At 49.4% G+C, this 18,395-nt stretch carries 17 protein-coding genes; 4 read left to right on the top strand and 13 right to left on the bottom strand.

All coding sequences use genetic code 11. The features are described from left to right. Positions 1-36: 36 nt before the first annotated feature. From ACYVF1_RS02445 to ACYVF1_RS02430, 4 genes are all read right to left on the bottom strand, one after another. Positions 37-1,482, bottom strand: a complete 1,446-nt coding sequence (locus tag ACYVF1_RS02445) for a GntP family permease (RefSeq protein ID WP_461075260.1) — start codon at positions 1,480-1,482, stop codon at positions 37-39. A gap of 312 nt (positions 1,483-1,794) precedes the next feature. Beyond that, positions 1,795-2,151, bottom strand: a complete 357-nt coding sequence (locus ACYVF1_RS02440) for a nuclear transport factor 2 family protein (protein WP_461075258.1) — start codon at positions 2,149-2,151, stop codon at positions 1,795-1,797. A 112-nt stretch (positions 2,152-2,263) separates the two neighbouring features. Continuing rightward, the gene (locus tag ACYVF1_RS02435) at positions 2,264-3,070 is read right to left on the bottom strand and encodes a hypothetical protein (RefSeq protein WP_461075256.1); all 807 of its coding nucleotides are present in this window, start codon (positions 3,068-3,070) and stop codon (positions 2,264-2,266) included. Positions 3,071-3,116: 46 nt separating this feature from the next. Next, complete coding sequence (locus ACYVF1_RS02430; protein ID WP_461075254.1) at positions 3,117-4,364, bottom strand: aspartyl protease family protein; 1,248 nt, start codon at positions 4,362-4,364, stop codon at positions 3,117-3,119. A 226-nt stretch (positions 4,365-4,590) separates the two neighbouring features. On the opposite strand from ACYVF1_RS02430, the gene ACYVF1_RS02425 reads away from it, so the two are divergent. Continuing rightward, entirely contained in the window at positions 4,591-5,778 is a 1,188-nt protein-coding gene (locus ACYVF1_RS02425) for a sensor histidine kinase (protein WP_461075252.1), read from the top strand. Then, a complete protein-coding gene (locus tag ACYVF1_RS02420) occupies positions 5,753-6,493 on the top strand; it encodes a LytR/AlgR family response regulator transcription factor (RefSeq protein ID WP_461075250.1) in 741 nt (246 codons plus the stop codon). Before ACYVF1_RS02425 ends, ACYVF1_RS02420 begins: the two co-directional genes overlap by 26 nt. On the opposite strand, the gene ACYVF1_RS02415 is transcribed toward ACYVF1_RS02420, so the two are convergent. The 6 genes from ACYVF1_RS02415 to ACYVF1_RS02390 all read right to left on the bottom strand — a co-directional run bounded on the left by ACYVF1_RS02415 (position 6,451) and on the right by ACYVF1_RS02390 (position 12,016). After that, complete coding sequence (locus ACYVF1_RS02415; protein WP_461075248.1) at positions 6,451-6,738, bottom strand: hypothetical protein; 288 nt, start codon at positions 6,736-6,738, stop codon at positions 6,451-6,453. The genes ACYVF1_RS02420 and ACYVF1_RS02415 overlap by 43 nt on opposite strands. 19 nt (positions 6,739-6,757) lie before the next feature. Then, the gene (locus tag ACYVF1_RS02410) at positions 6,758-7,528 is read right to left on the bottom strand and encodes an alpha/beta fold hydrolase (RefSeq protein WP_461075246.1); all 771 of its coding nucleotides are present in this window, start codon (positions 7,526-7,528) and stop codon (positions 6,758-6,760) included. Between the two features lie 13 nt (positions 7,529-7,541). Then, a complete protein-coding gene (locus ACYVF1_RS02405; RefSeq protein WP_461075244.1) occupies positions 7,542-8,882 on the bottom strand; it encodes a family 1 glycosylhydrolase in 1,341 nt (446 codons plus the stop codon). Positions 8,883-8,921: 39 nt separating this feature from the next. After that, positions 8,922-10,463: a GMC family oxidoreductase gene (locus tag ACYVF1_RS02400; protein WP_461075242.1), complete on the bottom strand. Its 1,542-nt coding sequence runs from the start codon at positions 10,461-10,463 to the stop codon at positions 8,922-8,924. A 69-nt stretch (positions 10,464-10,532) separates the two neighbouring features. After that, a complete protein-coding gene (locus ACYVF1_RS02395; protein ID WP_461075240.1) occupies positions 10,533-11,132 on the bottom strand; it encodes a gluconate 2-dehydrogenase subunit 3 family protein in 600 nt (199 codons plus the stop codon). 14 nt (positions 11,133-11,146) lie between these two features. Beyond that, the gene (locus ACYVF1_RS02390) at positions 11,147-12,016 is read right to left on the bottom strand and encodes a glucose 1-dehydrogenase (RefSeq protein WP_461075238.1); all 870 of its coding nucleotides are present in this window, start codon (positions 12,014-12,016) and stop codon (positions 11,147-11,149) included. A gap of 215 nt (positions 12,017-12,231) precedes the next feature. Between ACYVF1_RS02390 and ACYVF1_RS02385 the strand changes: the two genes are divergently transcribed. Next, positions 12,232-13,431 (top strand): glycosyltransferase family 2 protein, encoded by a 1,200-nt coding sequence (locus tag ACYVF1_RS02385; RefSeq protein WP_461075236.1) that lies wholly within the window; start codon positions 12,232-12,234, stop codon positions 13,429-13,431. 13 nt (positions 13,432-13,444) lie between these two features. On the opposite strand, the gene ACYVF1_RS02380 is transcribed toward ACYVF1_RS02385, so the two are convergent. Genes ACYVF1_RS02380 through ACYVF1_RS02370 form a run of 3 tightly spaced genes read right to left on the bottom strand, consistent with a single transcriptional unit; the run spans position 13,445 to position 16,039 of the window. Next, positions 13,445-14,074 carry a class I SAM-dependent DNA methyltransferase gene (locus ACYVF1_RS02380; protein ID WP_461075234.1) on the bottom strand — a complete coding sequence of 210 codons (630 nt, stop codon included), beginning with the start codon at positions 14,072-14,074 and terminating at the stop codon, positions 13,445-13,447. Between the two features lie 29 nt (positions 14,075-14,103). Beyond that, positions 14,104-14,865, bottom strand: a complete 762-nt coding sequence (locus ACYVF1_RS02375; RefSeq protein WP_461075232.1) for a PIG-L deacetylase family protein — start codon at positions 14,863-14,865, stop codon at positions 14,104-14,106. Next, positions 14,849-16,039 carry an acyl-CoA dehydrogenase family protein gene (locus ACYVF1_RS02370; RefSeq protein WP_461075230.1) on the bottom strand — a complete coding sequence of 397 codons (1,191 nt, stop codon included), beginning with the start codon at positions 16,037-16,039 and terminating at the stop codon, positions 14,849-14,851. The genes ACYVF1_RS02375 and ACYVF1_RS02370 overlap by 17 nt, the downstream gene beginning before the upstream one ends. A 234-nt stretch (positions 16,040-16,273) precedes the next feature. Between ACYVF1_RS02370 and ACYVF1_RS02365 the strand changes: the two genes are divergently transcribed. After that, complete coding sequence (locus tag ACYVF1_RS02365; RefSeq protein WP_461075228.1) at positions 16,274-17,470, top strand: glycosyltransferase; 1,197 nt, start codon at positions 16,274-16,276, stop codon at positions 17,468-17,470. Positions 17,471-18,395: the final 925 nt, after the last annotated feature.

Below are 18,395 nucleotides of genomic sequence, written 5' to 3'. Positions count from 1 at the left end.
CGTTTATCAAGCCAGTTAATGAAGCACAACAAAAAATCAAACCAACGGAAAAAGCCAGGCGGCTATCATGGTCAGGATAACGCCGGTCAGCCCCATCAGACTTTGCATGGGCGCAATGGTTTTGAGAGCTTCTTTTTCTGTTAGGTTACTGGTTTTGCACATGATCCAGAAACCAGCATCGTTCATCCAGGGAATCAGTTTCGCTCCGCTCCCAATAGCCAGACACAGATAAACCGGATGAAAACCCAGATTAGCGTTCTGGGCCATTCCCGCCAGAATTCCGGACGCGGTAATCAGGGCCACCGTGGCCGAGCCTTGTGCGGTACGTACCACCATCGCAATAAAAAAAGCCAACGGAATCAATGCCATCTGATAACCTTTGGTCAGGTCGGCAATCCGATCGCTGATGCCCGATTGCTGCAACATACCGCCAAAAGCTCCTCCTGCTGCGGTAATTAGAATGATACCCCCGCCACTCATCAACGCGGTTTGAACGAATGCCGTCAGTTTCTCTTTCGTCGTTTTTTTCTGACGCGCCAGCACGAAAAGCGCGAAAATACCACCCATCAGCAGGGCAATATTTTTATCGCCAAAGAAAAGAATCACGTCCAGAACAGCATTAAGAAATGGCGAATCGGTTAAAGGGGCACCGGGCTTACGAAACGCTTCTACGGCTGATCGTATGCAAATGGTGGCCAACGGAAAAACCGCCGGAAGCAAAGCCCAGCCCAATGAAGGCAACTCTTTATCATCTTTTTCGGCAATGGCTTTGATGTCGGCCAAACGCGCGTCGGGGGAATCTCGTAGCGGAATATCAAATTTTTTGTTTAGAAAAACCGCGATCAGATAGCCGACGGTGATGGTGCAGAGCCCAAGCAGAACGCCACAAACCATCATCAATCCGATGGGTACGTTTAGCGCGCCTACCAGAAACAAAGGTCCGGGCGAAGGCGGTACGTAGGAGTTGGCCATAACGGCACCGGCAATAACCGACAAGGCCAGCAGCAGGTAATTTTTGCCCAGTCGCATGCCCATCGCCTTTGCCAGCGGCATCATCAGAAAGATGACCGTATCCACAAAAACGGGAATCGTCAGAAAGAAACTGCTCAAAATGAAACCGATTGGCGCGTTTTTTACGCCTGTCACTTTAAGCATGGCTCGGATGACTTTTTCGGCGGCTCCGCTATCGAGCATAGCTTTACCGATTATGGCCGCCATCGCAATCAGAATGCCTATTTTGGTGCAGGTGTTTCCGAATTCGGTGGCGATACGTTCGCCGATGCTTTTATGGGCTTGTTTGAGGGCTTCCGCTTCTGATAACCCTTTCGAAATAAAATACTGCTGAACCAGTTCGGTGGGGGTAAGCAGGGCAACGGTTAATGCGGCTAACAGGAGGGCTAAAAAAGGGTGTAATTTGAGGCCAATGATACCTCCAACTACTACGACAACCCCAATGAGTAAAATGAGGATCGGGTCTAACATTTTAGGATACTATTTCAGGTTAAGGAATAAAAGGCGGATACTACGTCTGTTAGTTTTCACTTCGTTACGTAAAAGAGCTGAAAATTTAATCAGAGCAGCACCACACAAAGTGCGTAAGAAGGTCTGTTTACTGAGCCAGACCAATTTGTGTCAGCAGTTGACGTAGCACATTATGCATGCACCAAGTTCCTGAATTCCTGAAATGTACGTAGTAAAAGCAGGTTGTAAGCCAGACAGGCATGGGTAAAATGAAACACCAGCCCAAAACACATTTTGTTCAGGCTGGTGCAGAGTGTAAAAGATGGGCCGTTTCTAAGAGTAAGTAGGTTGAATATCCATTCGTTTAATTTTACCATACTCCATCGTATAGATATGCTTGACGAGTTCATCGGCCACTACGTTCCCCTCGAGGTCTTTTACAAACTGATGAACCGTTACATCGATACGGCCATCCGGGGTTTCACTGAACGAAATCGGTGTTACGTTAGGATTAAGTTCCTGCCATTGCCGAAGCCAATAATTGCGTACTTCGTCGTGGCCTTTTACATAGCCGCCTTCCCAACCGTTCGGCCAGTCTACGTCGGGTTGCATTAGGTTCAGCACAGCGTCAATATCGCGGGCATTAAAGGTGTGGTAGGCTTGCGTAATTAACTCCTGATAGTTCACCATGATTCTAGCCAATTGATTACGAACAGATTATCTGCCCCAAAATTAATGAACCAAAAGCAGGGGTAGCGTCGGTAAAGTTTGAGAACTTATCGGAATTACTGGAGCATTACTTTTACGGATTCATAACGGTTGTTCTGATAAACGGCGCAGAACGTAACACTTCCGTTTTCTGGCGCTCGGCACCCGCTAGGAAGAAGGCAATACCGCTCATGGCCAACGCGATGGATAAACTGGTCCATTCGGGTTCTGATTGCGGTTTGGCAAGCGCGCGTGGTATGTGTAAAACCAGCACCCAGAGTAAAAACATAACCCCCAGCAGGCCCGATGCGAGCACTTGCTGCCGATTGATGATGAGGCTAATAGCCGTTGCCACAAAGGCTACACCGACAAAATAGGCCCAGAATAAACGAGTGGGTATCCAGGCCGGAATCAACGTAGCAACGTAAGCCCCGTATTGAAAATGAAGAATACCAAAAATTACCAGTGAAACCGCGAAAAGCCATTTACCCCACTTTGCTACGTTGAAGCGAATCCTGCCAACGGTATCTGCCGGTAATTTCAGCCGGTCTGCTACGTAGCACGCGCCCCCGCTGAGCGCCAGTAACTCGCCGAATACCGTCCACGTACCACCCGCAAACCAGTTCGCGAATAAGTTGATCAGATGCGGGTAACAGGCGCACAGCAAAAAAAGCAGCCCCAAACTTAAAGCCGCCCTATCCGCTTTCCACGCCAGAACCAGGCTCAGACTACATGCAGTCAAAAATAGACCCATCACTAAAACAAGTGCGGATCGGGCTGGAAAATCAGCCGGAATGGGCAATAAGCTGGTAGGAAAATTACCCGTGACGAGGTGTACTACGCCAAGCGCCAGTATGGCGATGGCAAACAAAAGCCGACCCATCGTAAAGAGTTTATTCATGTTTTATGCTGCTTTTAGTAAGGGTTGAGAAATACTGTCTGGGTAACTAAATGAGTCGTTTGAGCAAAATCTGATGCCGGCTAACCTGACTTTGACGCCGTATAATGATGGTAACCTGCTTCCCTTCGCCAGCCAGCAACAGTTTGTAAATTTCGCCCATTGTGAGCTGGGTGGCGGGGTTGTTATCCACCCAAAGCAACTCATCACCAACCCGTACACCCGCTTTTTCGGCGGGTGAATCTTTAACGACCTGCGTTATAACGTATTGATCAAACCCGGCTCCACGGGCGCGCAGCTCCAGCCCACTCATGTCGTAGGCGAATGGTTCTCGGGTCAATCGTTTTACGGGCTTCATAACCAGATAACCAGCAGGATAATTGAACGTAACGCGAAACCGACGTAGCAGCTCACAACCGATATTTCCCTGACGTTCGGGTAATTGAGCCAGTTTCAGACCAAAATCCAGACTGTCGGGATACGCCACCAGCACATCTGTCAGCACACAACGTCCAACCCGGATGGTGGATAAACGCCCTAATTCACCCCGAACTTCACCCGTCAGGCCCTTCCCCAGCGATACCGGAATGACTTTATTGGGCACTGGCACCTGGCAATGCCGAAACCGATCCAGTAACAGAGCCTGCCCAGCCCCCGTATCAATGATGACACGTAGCGGCACCCAATCCCGACCGTTGGATACAGACAACAGATCTGTATAGATTTTCTTATCCTGAATAGAAATTGGATATTTTTCGCCATCAGCGGAACGGTACTTGTATTTATCAGGCTTGATCAGCGTCATGATCTGGCGGTCAAAATCCAACGTAACGACCAGGTTAGCAAAGAGTTCATAGCCAATAATCCCCTGAATTGGCATACCGGCGTACTCAGATAAACGCATGATGTCTTCGCTCAGGACAATCAGTGTGTGCAGATCACTCTGGAGTTTACCCAGACGTAGTGAATTTCCGGCAGATACCGAGGCCAGGAGTGCGTTTGACCCACCTACACCCGTTAATTTGATGGTTCGGCTTGCCACGAACGTATTGCGCTGAAAGGCATCTGGATCGGTAATAATCGTGTGACTAACGCCCGTAGCGACGATAAAATGCATCGGCTGCTGATCATTGATACAAACGGGAATGATGATCAGATTCGACCGGTACTCGAAAGGGATCTCTATTCGATTCTGCCGTCCATCAACATAAAATCCGTACTTGCTAGCCTGGGCCACAGCACTTTGCGACAGAGCAACAACAGCCAGAAACAGCATATAGAGTCGACATACGTTCATGTCAGGAGCAGTAGTTAACAGGCTTTTATCTTTGCAACCCTGATAAAGCCGACTGACCCAATGTAGAAGTCAGCCGGTCTTTTTCATCGTAGGTTGGTAGTCGTAAATATTACGCAGCCCCGCCGGCAAGCCAAACCCATACGACAGAAAGCTATCTGCCTGAGACAGACGGCCGTTGAGCTCCGTTCGACACCTTTCGCGTAGTAAATCTGTATTCTGTCGCACATTGACGGTCGTTTATCATCGGCAAAAAGCGATTCCGTTTTTTGTGCATGAACGTAGCACCGAATTCACTAATTTGGGGGTTATTCGTTTTTGCCTCATGCCGCCACTTCAGCCGTCCGTTTATCGGGAAATCCTCATTCACCTTGTGGCCTGGCTGTGCTATATCGGGGTGCAGGTGTTGGCGATTGACAAATTCGAACACCGCTACGTAGCGAATCTGCTCTCGGCGCTGGCGCAATTACCCGCGCAACTGATTTTCACCTACGTTACGTTGTATTTCCTGATTCCAACGTACCTGTTAACCCAACGCTACGTTCATTTCAGCCTGCTGACCCTGATAGCCCTGCTGATTTGCGGAATTCTATACTGGGAAGGCACGTATTACCTGTATCTAATTCCGTTTGAGCCAGCCCGCCTGCGTACCGAGAAACCCTGGGATTGGGGCTGGTTTATGCTCTGCGCTTTTTACCTGCTCTGTACGTCCGGGCTGCTGATTGGTTTCCACATGATACGTTTCGGCTTTCGGCAACAGCAACTGAATCAGCAGTTAGTAATTGCTAATCAACGTATTGAGTTGAAGTCGCTGAAGGATCAGATCAATCCGCATTTTCTGTTCAATACGCTCAACAACCTCTACGGTCTAACCAGCCAGGATGCTCAGAAAGCGGGCGAAGTGGTGTTACGGTTGGCGCAGTTGATGCAGTATATGCTCTACGAGGGCAATCTGGCTCAGGTACCACTCCCCAAAGAGATTGCTTATGTAGAGAATTATCTGGCGTTGGAACGCATTCGCTATGGTGAGCGACTGCATCTGTCCGTACAGGTTAGCGGTTCTACCGATCGGCTCTTTATTGCCCCGCTGCTCTTACTGCCATTTGTCGAGAATGCGTTTAAACATGGCATAAGTCGTCAGTTAGATGACGCGTGGCTTCAGATTCAGCTTACGGTGAACCCGACCGAACTAGTTTTTAAAGTCGAAAACAGTAAACCTGAACTAAACAACCAGACGCCCGCAACCGGAATCGGGTTATCGAACATTGTTAAACGACTACAATTAATTTACCCCAATCGGCACCAGCTTCGGCAACGTAACGGCACGGGCACGTATCTGGCTACCCTGACCATTACGTTAACCAGTAGCGATTTTAGACCAGAAAAGACGAATGAAGATCAAATGTTTGCTGGTTGACGACGAACCTATCGCGCTGGATGTACTGGCCGCATACATTCAGCAGGTCGACGGGCTGGAACTGATTGGTAAGTGCCGGTCGGCGGTTGAAGCCTTTACGTTACTCCAAAACAGACCGGTCGATCTGTTGTTTCTGGACATTCAGATGCCGCAGCTTTCGGGTCTGGAATTGCTACGTACCATGCCTCAGTGGGCGTTGTCGAGCCCACCAAAAACGATCATTACGTCGGCCTATCGGGAGTATGCGCTGGACGGTTACGAACTGGATGTATTGGATTATCTGATTAAACCCATTCCGTTCGAGCGTTTCATTAAAGCGGTTGGTAAAGCGTTCACGCAGAAGCGATTGACTCCACAACCGACGCCCGTAATTGCCGACGAGCCTTTTTTGTTCGTCAAAGAAGAGCGGCAGTTGATTCGGATTAATCTCGGTGAAATTATCTCGCTGGAAAGTTTACGGGACTACGTCAGAATCACGACCCAAACCCGACAGGTCACGACTCGCCAAACGTTGGGATATTATGAAGACCTATTACCTGGCGAGCAGTTTCTGCGCATTCATCGGTCGTTTATCGTCGCGAAATCCAAAATTCTGTCCATGACCGAAACGTCCATCAACGTACCGGGCCAGACGCTGCCCATTGGCCGGTACTATAAAGCACAAGTCGTTGATCAACTACAGGTTCGAAATCTATTTCGGGCTTCGAATGAGTAGCTGATGCTACGTTGTTCAGGTAAAATCCAGTGATCGTAATTGCGGTTTATAAACCAGGCGTATTCGGAGGATAGCGCGTGTGCGGCAAAAGCCGGATATTTTCCGTAAAACCTTGTCAATCTGATTAACTCGGTCAATGGCTTCACCGGTAATAAAACTTCCTTTAAACGATACGTCCCCCATCGATCTGTCGAATCGGCCAATGTCGGCACTTCAGTGGCTGATGGACGCGTAAGCGAAGGCATAGCTCAATAGGCAGGCGTTTTAGTTCGGCAGTTGTTTCCGAATAAAACGTATTACGTCGTCCGGTGTTTCCCAAGGCAACAAATGGCCTACACCTTCAGCGATTTCCAGAGTAGCACCCTTCAAATACGGTAGCGTTTTAGTCGGCTGGACCTCTGGCGAGAGCGCTTTGTCGGCTGACCCAGCGAGTATAGCTACCGGCACCTGAATGGCCGTCATCTGCGCCGAAATATCTTCTTTACTGCCTAGCATCAGCCAGGCATTCCAGGCCACTTCAGATGTACGGAGATTGTCCGTAATGATCTGGTTTCTAGCCGATTCGCTTATGGATTTTACGGTAATTTTCGTAGCGGTTTGCTCGGCTGCTTCCCGCTGCCCGTGTGTAGCCAGCATCTCCTGCCGGTCATCCTCCGGAATCGGTTCTGGGACGGGGGGTGATGGCGCGAATAACACCAGCGATTGAAGGCCCTTCGGTTGTTGACTCGCCAGCGCCAGCGCTACTTTCCCGCTCATCGAATGACCAATCAGGACAAACCGCTGAATGTTCAGTCGTTGCAACAGTTGCCGAATATCTTCAACCATTGTCTCGACTGAAAAAGAAGTAGTCGGCGCTTCCGAATCACCGTGTCCGCGCAGGTCGACGGCTATGCATCGGTACTGATCGGCCAGTGAGTTCATAACCGTCTGCCATTCCAGTGCCGAGCCCCCAAAATAGTGCAGAAATACGAGTGCCAGTGGCCCGCTACCCGCTTCAATTACGTTAAGTTGCGTCTTGTTAACCGAATATAGCACAGGCGTTTATGGATTACGTAGGTACTTTCAATCGGGCGGGGCGCTCCGTGATTTCAAGCATCTCAGCGTGAGGTACAATTGTGATCTGACCAAACTCTTTCAGCAGTGTTTTATAGGCTTCAGCAACGGGGCGGGGCTTGCGGTCGAGATCGTAGAGACCACAGGCGTTTACGTTGTTATTCACTTCTTTAAGCTGCGAATCCCAATCTATCTGATCAATCAGGCTATACCAGGTAAAGCCTATTACGGGTACACCGTTCCGGCGCATCCGCATAATACTTACCCATTGTTTGAACAGCCAGATGGGGGCTAAATCGGCTTCGAAAACATTCGTTTCCGTATGCATGACGGGCATCCGGTAGCGCTCGTAGTAGTCTTTTGTAATTTCGTACCAACCCAGTACGTCCATGGAGATTTTAATGGAGCCGTCGGGCAGTCTGATCCGTTCGTTCCGGCCATAATAGTCATTTCCCATGATCTGATAACCAGGCGGTTTGCCAGCCATAAACCAATCGTACTCTTCACGCGTCAGCCCGTTATCCATCATGTACATGGCCACCGTTGTCGACGGAGGGTTGGCATACAATAGGTCTAATGACAGAAAACGAAGTTCGTTTTCGAGGGTCAATTGCGGATCAGGAGTGGCCGACAGATCATGGGTGAATTCAGCGCTTTCGCTCTGGACAATCACGCAGTCGTTTCGGCGTCTGGCGATTTCGTGATTGCCCATGATGCTGGCCGCTACGCAGTGTTTGAGCGCCGTCACGAAGGCTTTATCGGTTTTGAGTTGCTCATTCCAGGCTCCTTCTTTCCCACTCAAACGAGCCGTTACGTAGATTTCGTTGACGGGCGTATAGAAACGTACCCACGGATAGCGCTCGGCCACCGCACCGGCATATTGAGCAAAAAGAACAGGTAAATCTGGGTTCTGGTAATCGCCGATCCAGTCGGGCAAACCAAAGTGCATCAGGTCCAGAATGGGCGTTATTTTCAGCCGTTTAATTTCCGCCATTGCTTCGTCGGCGAAACTCCAGTCAAATTTGCCCGGCCCCTGATGAATACTATAATAGGGAAGACCGTAACGTAATACGTTCAATCCCATTTCTTTAACTAGTCCGAGATCTTCTTTCCAACGGTCGTAATGACCACATTCCTGCAATAAATCCCGTCTTATTTTATCTTTTTGAACAATAGGATACGAGCATTCAATACCGGTCGCAAACATGAAATTGCCGGGATTATCAACGGGCAAACCGCTCCCATCGTGGCCAGCCGCTCCGCCAAACTGATCGCCAGCGTAATTTCCGTCGCCGTATTGTTTTTTAATACGTCCTAAAAAGCCTTTTTGCGTCATAACGTTGTCATCTATTGCGGAAGAAATGCCCGTAACTATTTACTTGTAACGTTCGAGAAACCGGTCGGCGGTGCGAAGAGCCAAAGCCATGATTGTCAGGGCAGGATTCACGCTCAACGCACTCGGGAACGTTGAATTATCACTAATAAACAGGTTGGGAATATCGAACGATTGGCCATCGGCATTGACCACCGCCGAAGCCGGATTTGTGCCCATGCGACACGTACCGATAACGTGCGCGTTCCGCGGAAAGGCCCAAACATTTTTAGCATCGGCCGCCGACCAGATTTCGCGCATCACCCTATCCGCATGGGCCGTCATTCGTTTTTCATTTTCGCCGTTTGAGAAATAGATACGTGGTTTGGGTAGCCCACGGATGTCATTCTCATCCGATAATTCCAGATAGTTTTTTGAGTCGGGCAAACAGTCGCCCAGGATATTGATGCCTGCTACGTGGTTATAAGCCAGCGCAGCCTGTTTCAACGCCTGCCCCCACAAACCACGCGCCCGGGCCATCTGAGTTATATACGTGAGCGGCATAACGCCAATCGACTGGAGCAGGTAACCACCGGCGAAATCGGCCTGTTGAGGCCGGTGCATATCTTCCGAAATCAGTGCTCCCGGAATTCCTTTGTAGGGACGTATGTCCTCATCGAACTCTCCCCAAATCTGCAAACCCGTATGCGCCATCAGGTTCCGCCCAACTTGTCCACTGCTGTTAGCCAGGTTATTAAGAAGCAGTAATCGGGCGGTTTCAATGGTGCCCGCGCACAGAAATACGTACCGGCAACGCAGCCGTTCTTCCTGCCCATTTCGAACGTAGATAACCTCGCGAATTCGGCCTGAAGAATCGGGGATTAATTGTGTAACAAAGCTTTCCGAACGGATTTCTGCACCGTAACGTAGCGCTAGTGGAATATACGTTACGTCCATACTGGCTTTTGCGCCGGTAGAACAACCTGCCTGGCAAAAACCGCGATTGGTGCAGGCCGGACGATGACCAACGCCCTCCTGGTAATAGCCTGCCGATAAAGCCGCATTGGCCGCTGGCGATGTTTTGACGCCTACTTTGTCACAGCCTTTCTGCATCAATTGCCCAGCCCCGTTGATGGGTAACGGACCTAATGCATACGCCCGTTTTCGAGCAGGCCCCCAAGGGTAAGGCGATGGGCCCGAAATGCCCAGAAACTGTTCGACTTCGTCGTAATAAGGTTCTAGCTGATCGTAACCGAAAGGCCAGTCTTCACCAACGCCAAAGTCAGTGCGAAGTTGTAAATCGTCGGGTTGGGCGCGGGGTGTGTAGGCCGTATAATGCAACGTCGATCCGCCAACGCCCGTACCGGAATTATTGCTGCCAAACGGAATCGGATCGGCTCCGGCACTCAGGCGCTCGTCGGTCCAGAATAATTTTTCCTGCTCTTTTTCGTCTGTAGCAAAATCGGTGGCTGGCTTCCAGTGCTTCCCGGCTTCGAGCGCTACTACGTTTAAGCCTGCTCTGGCTAGTCTGGCCAATAAAGGAGCACCGCCAGCGCCCGTTCCAATTACCACAGCATCAACCGGTTCGGTCGTTGAATACCCCATGTTCTCGAATCAGAATGAACACTATAAAAGAAATGATGAACGCAATTGTTTTGCAATCGCCCATCATTTCTATTCATTCACGATTCTCGGTTCACGCGATTCCAGTTGATTCAGGCCAATACGTTGCCAACCCGGTACGTCGGCCATACCTACGTACCCGATTTCCTCCTGCGCCAGCGGATGACTGTAAAAATTGTGGGCGGCTTCGGTTAGCAGTTCTTCAAAAAACCGGTTGGCAGGCATAGTCGACCAGATTGTACCCGGCGCTTCGGCTCGCTGAATCTGGCTCAGCAGTTCATCCTGCTGGGCCTCGGCCAATTGCTGAAATGGTTGTCCAAACAATACATGGGCTGTCTCTTCGATTCCGGCTAAGCCCTGTTTATAAGCATCGCCATCGGCAGGCATGGTATCATATCGCCAGCCGTCCGAACCATGTTGCGCCAGTCGCTTGTCAATGCCCCCTGCTACGTCGATCGACTCAGAACGATTATCCTGCGGAATAAGCCGGTTGCAGATGGCACGTAGTAGTTCCAGTTCCTGACTGGAGAAAAACCGGGGAGACTCCGCAGAGGCTGTCAATCGGTCGGTAAGAACCTGTCGGGTCTTTTCGGAAACCTGGTCGCTTTGGAGCAACACGCGGACTGTCTCCTCCGGATAGTGTTTGTGCATGGTTTATGTTAAGATTAACCCAATTTCCCGCCTGTCACTTCAACAATGCTGCCGGTAATGAAACTTCCTTCACTCGACGCCAGTAGCACATACGCAGGCGCTAATTCTTCCGGTTGTCCAGGACGAGCGAGGGCAACTTCGTGACCAAAATTTTTGACTTCATCTTCGGGCATTGTCGCCGGAATGTTGGGTGTCCAGACGGGGCCGGGCGCTACGCAGTTGACCCGGATATTGCGCTTCCCCAACTGAATCGCCAATGATTTGGTGAAAGCATGAATAGCCCCTTTAGAAGCTGTATAATCGACCAGAATTGGATTACCAACAATACCCACGATACTGCCCGTATTGACAATAGCGTCGCCTTCGTGAAGATGCGGCAAAGCGGCTTTGACCATGAAAAAATAACCGAAAATATTGGTCTCGAACGTCCGGCGAAATTGCTCTTCCGTAATATCTTCAATATGTTCCTGCGCCATCTGATAAGCCGCATTATTGACCAATACGTTCAGTTTGCCGTAGCGATCAACGGTTTGTTTGACGGCATCCAGACAAGCGTTTGCGTCCCGAACATCAGCCTGAATCACCAGACAGGAGCGGCCAGTACGTTCGACCATCTCTTTCGTGGTTTGGGCGTCGTCGGTGTTTTCATTGTAAACAATGGCGACGTCGGCACCTTCCATAGCAAAGGCGATGGCTACGGCCCGGCCAATTCCACTATCGGCCCCAGTGATGATCGCTACTTTATCCGTCAGTTTTCCGGCGGGCTTATAATTGGACAAATTACTGTCGGGGGCAGGGTTCATGTCCGATTGTCGGGCAGGATACGGGAGTTGCTGACCGGGAATCTGCTCTGATTTCGGACGAAATTCGTTTGTTGTTTCCATAACGTTGTTGTCTGACAGGCCGTGAAAATAGGTAGTCTGAATGCGTTTACTAACCGGCTGTTAATCGCTTTTGTTGCCGATACGTCCGTTTCGCTAGGGTATTGCCCACAACGGCCCATGAAATGTACCAACACCTTTAACAATAGGGTTCACTTCTCGTTAATTAATTATCCACTTTAAGAATTGATACGTCCTCAGCGCGCGAAAAACACTTAATGAAACCACAACTCAACGTACTTCCTGTTCGTCTGGCGCGTCAATTTGGCTTATTCGACCACCATCCGCCTGATAATCAGTTGCGCATTTCCGTGATCATTCCTGCCCGCAATGAGGCCGATAATCTGGAGCAGGCATTGGACGGATTGCGTAATCAACGGCAACTAGACGGCAACCTCCTGCCAGCGCGTCGATATGAAGTGTTATTGTTGCTGAATAATTGTACGGACGGTTCAGAACAGGTTGCACGAGATTATCAGCGTAGATACCCTGCTTTTTCGCTGTATGTGTCGAGTATACAGTTGCCACCTGAAAAAGCGAACGTTGGTACGGCCCGTCGTTTACTGATGGATGAAGCCTGTAAACGGCTGCGGCAGGTAGGCAGACCACAAGGCATTATTGCCTCCACGGATGGCGACACTATTGTTGATCCTTGCTGGCTGGCGCATACGCAAGCTGAAATTGCTCAGGGCTGCGACGCCGTTGGCGGACGAATTTTAACGCGACCTGATCTGAGCCGGGTACGAGTGAATCATCTTCGAAACGTTACGTATCGGATGCTGATCGCCCAGCTCGAAGCTAGTCTGGACCCGCTCGCTTTTGATCCCTGGCCACGTCATTTCCAGCATTTTGGGGCTAGTTTAGCACTGACCTGTGCGGCTTACGAGCGCGTGGGTGGATTGCCGGACGTAGCTAATCTGGAAGATGAAGCTTTATACCGCGCTCTGATTCGAATGGATAGTCGGGTACGTCAAAGCCCGCACGTTCGCGTTACTACGTCAACACGTTTGGAAGGACGGGTAGATATCGGATTTTCAGAGCAGTTACGTTACTGGGATTGCCTAAACCGCTCGCATCAGTGTCAACTGGTTGAACCTGCTGCCGCGATTATCCATCGCATCCAGGCACGACGTTTATTACGAGAAATTTGGCAAAATCAGACTAACAGTCAATCAGTTGCTACTATTCAGGAGATTGCCGATACGTTGCTACTGAATGTAGAATGGCTTCACGACCGACTGGAACAAAGCTGTCATTTCGGTCAGCTTTGGGAACAGGTTGAGGCTAAACTAATCGTTGGTACGTGGGTTTCTTTGTGGAAAGCCGTCCCAATTACTGAAGCAATTTCCCAATTGCGCGAGTTTGTAAACCAGACTGAAAGTCGCGTTTACGTAGCAGGTAATCAATCTATTTTATGATATCCTTGCCGAATTAGGCCCGTACGCCTGTCTTTTGCGGAAGCTCGTCCACTTTCTTTTGAAATAAATCTAACCGATACGTATCCGCGCGCTGATTGAGCAGATGAGTTAATTGGCCGCCTGGACGACTTGTTTCCAGGAAAAAATCGTGCACCTGATCGCCTGTTAAAGGATAATCGTGCACGACGGGCGTCCAATGAACCAACAACAGGTGTCCATTAGGCCGAAGATGATCGATTAATAATTGACGCACGCGCGCCAAATCAGAATACGAAAAATAATAGCCCACTTCTGACAGCAGAATCAGATCGAACGAGCCGTCTGGAAACTGATCCGGAATCGCCATCTGCTGAATCGTTACCGTCGGATAGTCAGCTAAACGCTTACGGGCTGCTTTCAAAGGCAATTCGCTGGCATCGACTGATAAAAGACGGTGGCATTTTGGAGCCAGCATTTGCGTCAATACGCCAATGGAGCAGCCGATTTCAAAAGCCGAATCGTACTGTTTGTTCGGTAAAGCGGCCAGTGTCGCTTCGTATTTCTGTTGTTCATATGGGCTAGTCTCAAAAGACCAGGGATCTTCATTCGCTTTATAAACATCGTCGAAATACTGCTGATTCAACGTATTATTTGGCGTAGGCATACTGATTTACAGATTAGTTGAGCAGATTATTAGTCAAAACGTCTTTGCCGATCTTCCAGAAAACGTTCATATGGTTTGTCGAAATGAAGCAGGAGTTCGGGCGATAGATAAAACCCAGTTGGGTCGTCATCAATCATCCGGGTTACCTGCGAGCGATGAGCTGCAATAGCCTGGTTTCGCTGATCCATTACGGTATCAATAGGCACACGCCATACCCGCATTTCTTCAGGCTGTGGCCAATCGGCTTCGGTTCCTAATTCCCAAAGCCAGATCAGGTACTCCAGCACTCGGGGCTCAGTCATGCTACGTTGTAAAGCTTCCTGCGTGATCTGCCAGGATGCCCGGTGATCCGGATGCGGGTCGCGTCGCCAGGGCACAAAAACCGTAGTTGGCTTTAGCTGATCAAGCAACGTAGCAATCTGGTACGCTGCCTCTGTAAAACCAGAATCATTTCGGGTAGGAACTTGCCTGTCGCGGTATCGCAAAAAGGTGCAATCGCTGGGTGAAATGGCTAAAATACGTAATGCTTCTCTCGCTTCCTCTTCGCGTACATCGCGCAGACGCTCAGCCGGATACGCGTTTGAATTTGGGTGTGACATGGTTCCATCACTGACAAACGCTACGTGAACGGCATAACCGCGTTGACGTAGTTGAGCGATCGTTCCTCCGCATCCGAGCGACTCATCGTCGGGGTGCGGGGCAATAACTAAGGCCGAGCCAATTTCACTCAGATCGGTCAATTGAGCAGCCTGTTCATCCAGATTAAGTACCAAATTATTGCCAGCATTCATCGGCATTTGACGGGTTATTGAGTACGTATTTTCCAATATCGACCAACGTAGCATCGGGAGCCGGCTGACGGAGGTAATGGGTCAAATCACGATGGAGCCGTTCAAAGGGGTGCGGACGTAGCAAGCCGCGCGCCCCTACGCACCGTTCGGCAAGAGGCATCACCCGCAGGCAAATTTCTTCAATTGCGGTACGTGTCATGTTGGCGTAAGCAACGATTTTAGTCCAGTCAGCACCTTCGGCCAGCCACCCATCGGTCTTATCACCGGCCGATTTTAGCCATTGATTTCCAGATTCGATCAAATACGCCATTTCGGCCAGTCGCGTTTGCTGAAGCTGATCACCCGTCCGATTCAGATCGACGAGGTATTGTCGAGTCGCTTCGTAGATTGCTTCGGCCCCTCCCAGTTGAACAGCTGCAAATCGAATGGCTCCACCGCTAAAATAGGGTTGCCGCAAATAATCACCCGGTTGTCCTAACAGGTCGGTTTCTGTTAATTCAACACCCGTAAAATCGAGCTTGAAACTGGCGGATGCGCGCATGCCCAGCGGCTTCCAGAATTGGCTGTCCTGCGCGATCGTAGAAACCCGTTCCGTAGGCACAATAGCCATCTGCCAGCCCGGTGAGCGATTACTCTCAGCAGTTGGTTGAAGTTCTCCCGTCACTAACGGACGCTGAATCCAGCCCGCACCTGAGCAAAAGGTTTTCGTACCACGCAAACGGTACGTATCGCCTGTCGCCGAACTCGTCGCTTCGATCCGAACGCCGTTTTCTTCCTGCGTATTCCAGACGCTAAACAGTCGGCCATGCTGTGAAACATCGGCATACCAAATCGACTGTTGTTCGGGTGTCGCATAGAGATGAATCAGATAGAGCGCGTTGATATGCCCCTCATAAACCCGACCAACAGCCAGATTCGCAGAGCCAATCTGTTTGAGTAACTGAAGCAGCCGGGCGGTTTGGCCCTGATTAAAATCGAGTGCATTGCCTGGTAACGTAATGGCCAATAATCCAGCGCCGGCCAGCCACTGAAAGGCCTTCTCGGGAAAACTGCCTTCCGCATCCGTATCGGGCGCGGCCTCGGCAATTCGTTTCAGGAGCGGTTTTAGTTGAGAAAAACTGTCAGACGAAATATCTGCCGACACGGAGGCATTAATGGGGGGCGTAGGATCCATATACTCATAAATCCGGGAGAGGCATTGATTGTTGGCGGTTGCACCGAAAATTTAGGATCAAGCCGACCAGACCTCAGCTTATTTGCCTATCGTCAGCTACTAGATAAGTTTAATTTGTTTTTAAGTAAAACCTTAGGGCATAATCCGGGTGAGTCGTTAACAAATTTCAGTACACTCAGTTCATAGCGTTGTAGCCTGAACCGGGCCGCATCAATCTTCTTTTTTCAATTATCTATGCTTCAGCATCGACCCATACTTACGCCTGAATTAGATTTCCGAGATAGCGCTCATTCTCAATCAGTAACTTCAGAAAGAACCGAATTATCGACCAGCCAGGTATCCGATTTGATTTGTTTTTCCCATCTGCGCTGGAATTTCGTTTACCAGCGGCCTCAGCATTTGCTGAGCCGGGCCAGTCATCAATGGCGGGTATGGTTTATCGAAGAACCAATTTACGGGCCTGAAAATCGGCTGGATGTTCGGTCAATTAGCCCGACTCTTACGGTTGTTATTCCACATATACAGCATGGGACCAGTCCCGCCGATGCGATTCGCCAGCAACGCGAAGCGGTCGATGCACTAATCACGCAGCATAAAATCCACGATTTCATCGCCTGGTATTATACGCCAATGGCTCTGTTATTCACTGACCATCTTACCCCCCGGGTAACGATATACGATTGTATGGATGAGCTGTCTGCTTTTTTGGGAGCGCCTGCCAATCTGCTGGAGCAGGAGGCCGCCTTGTTGAAACGGGCTAATCTGATTTTTACGGGTGGACTCAGTTTATTCGAAGCCAAACAGGCCAGACACCCCAGCGTATTTGCCTTCCCAAGCAGTATAGAATACAGCCATTTTGAACCCGCTCGCCATGACTTGCCAGAGCCGGCCGATTTGATGGCCATTCCTACACCACGTATTGGCTATAGTGGCGTTATTGATGAACGAATGAATCTTCAGTTACTCCGTGATTTAGCCGAGCGTCGACCTGACTGGCAATTTATTTTATTAGGCCCGGTAGTTAAAATCAATCCGGCCGATTTGCCCAAAGCACCGAATATTCATTATCTGGGCTTCAAACTTTATTCGGAGCTGCCAACTTACTTCTGCCATTGGGATGTTGCCATGATGCCGTTTGCCATCAACGAACATACGCGTTATATCAGCCCTACAAAAACTCCTGAATACCTGGCTGCGGGTTTACCGGTGGTGTCAACACCTATTCATGATGTTGTGAGTGCTTACGGCAATTGGGCACCGGTTCATATTGCCGAATCAACGTTAGAGTTTGAGCAGCACATCGCGAGCGCACTCACGCAGCCAATCAACTGGAAAACTGTTGATGAACATTTGCTGGCTAATTCCTGGGATATTACCTGGGAGTCGATGTGTCGACTCATCCAGTCGCAGTTAGCAATGGTGCTTCAGTAGCGTTTGGTTTGACCAGTTGATTAGCAAGCACTCGGACGTATTCTGTATCCGAAAAGCCATTGATGGCTACCGACGAGAGGTTAGTAGACGACCGGGTAACACTAATGGATGGATATCAAAGTGAGTGGATCTAGTTAAGTAAACACGAACGGTCGAATCCTCAAAACTCCAGAATCAAAGTTTTATCAATCGACTTGTCGTTCCTCAGGGAAATAAATACAAGTATTCTTACGTCTCAATACTTTGATTCAATCGTATGAAAATTGGTTTTGGGATATTCACTTGGCTATTGCTGTTCTGCACCCACTTAGTTTTTAGTCAGACACCCATTCCACCAGGCTATTTTGGAATTAGAGGAGGTTATCAACGAGTAACGACTGATATTACCATCTCAACACCTGGTGGGGTTTATCACAGCCGAGGAATAGCGCCACGTAATACCTTTTACAGCGAAGGCTTCTACCAACAAAGTATCAACCGATGGTTAGTTTCCCGATTCGAACTAAATTACTAGCAAAAGGGGCTGGCTTATCGAGATCAGAATGACAAAGTAACTTTCCAACAGCGCTTACACTATGTGGGGCTAACCCCTTTAATCGGAATCAAGCCGCTGCTAGAGTTTACGCTTCTGAATAACTGGGTGTACAAATTGAATCCATACCAATGATTGGCTTGTAGCGAAGATGATAGACTGGCTGATGGCGTTATTGATCGGGATACGTATGTGCAGAAGCGAGCGGCTTATACAACGAAGCAAACTTTGCTAACTGATTCGCTCAAAATATGGCAAATGCAAGATGATAGTTTTGCGAAGTATCTATCTCACGGTTGTACGATGTTGGGCAATTTGCCAAAATACTATACGCAATCGCCACTAGAAGTCCAGCAGCAGATAGTCGGTTCGGTTTTTCCAGGAAAGTTGATT

The organism is Spirosoma flavus (assembly GCF_054778555.1).
Note: the sequence above shows the minus strand (reverse complement) of the source record. Positions and strands in the feature narration are given on the sequence as shown.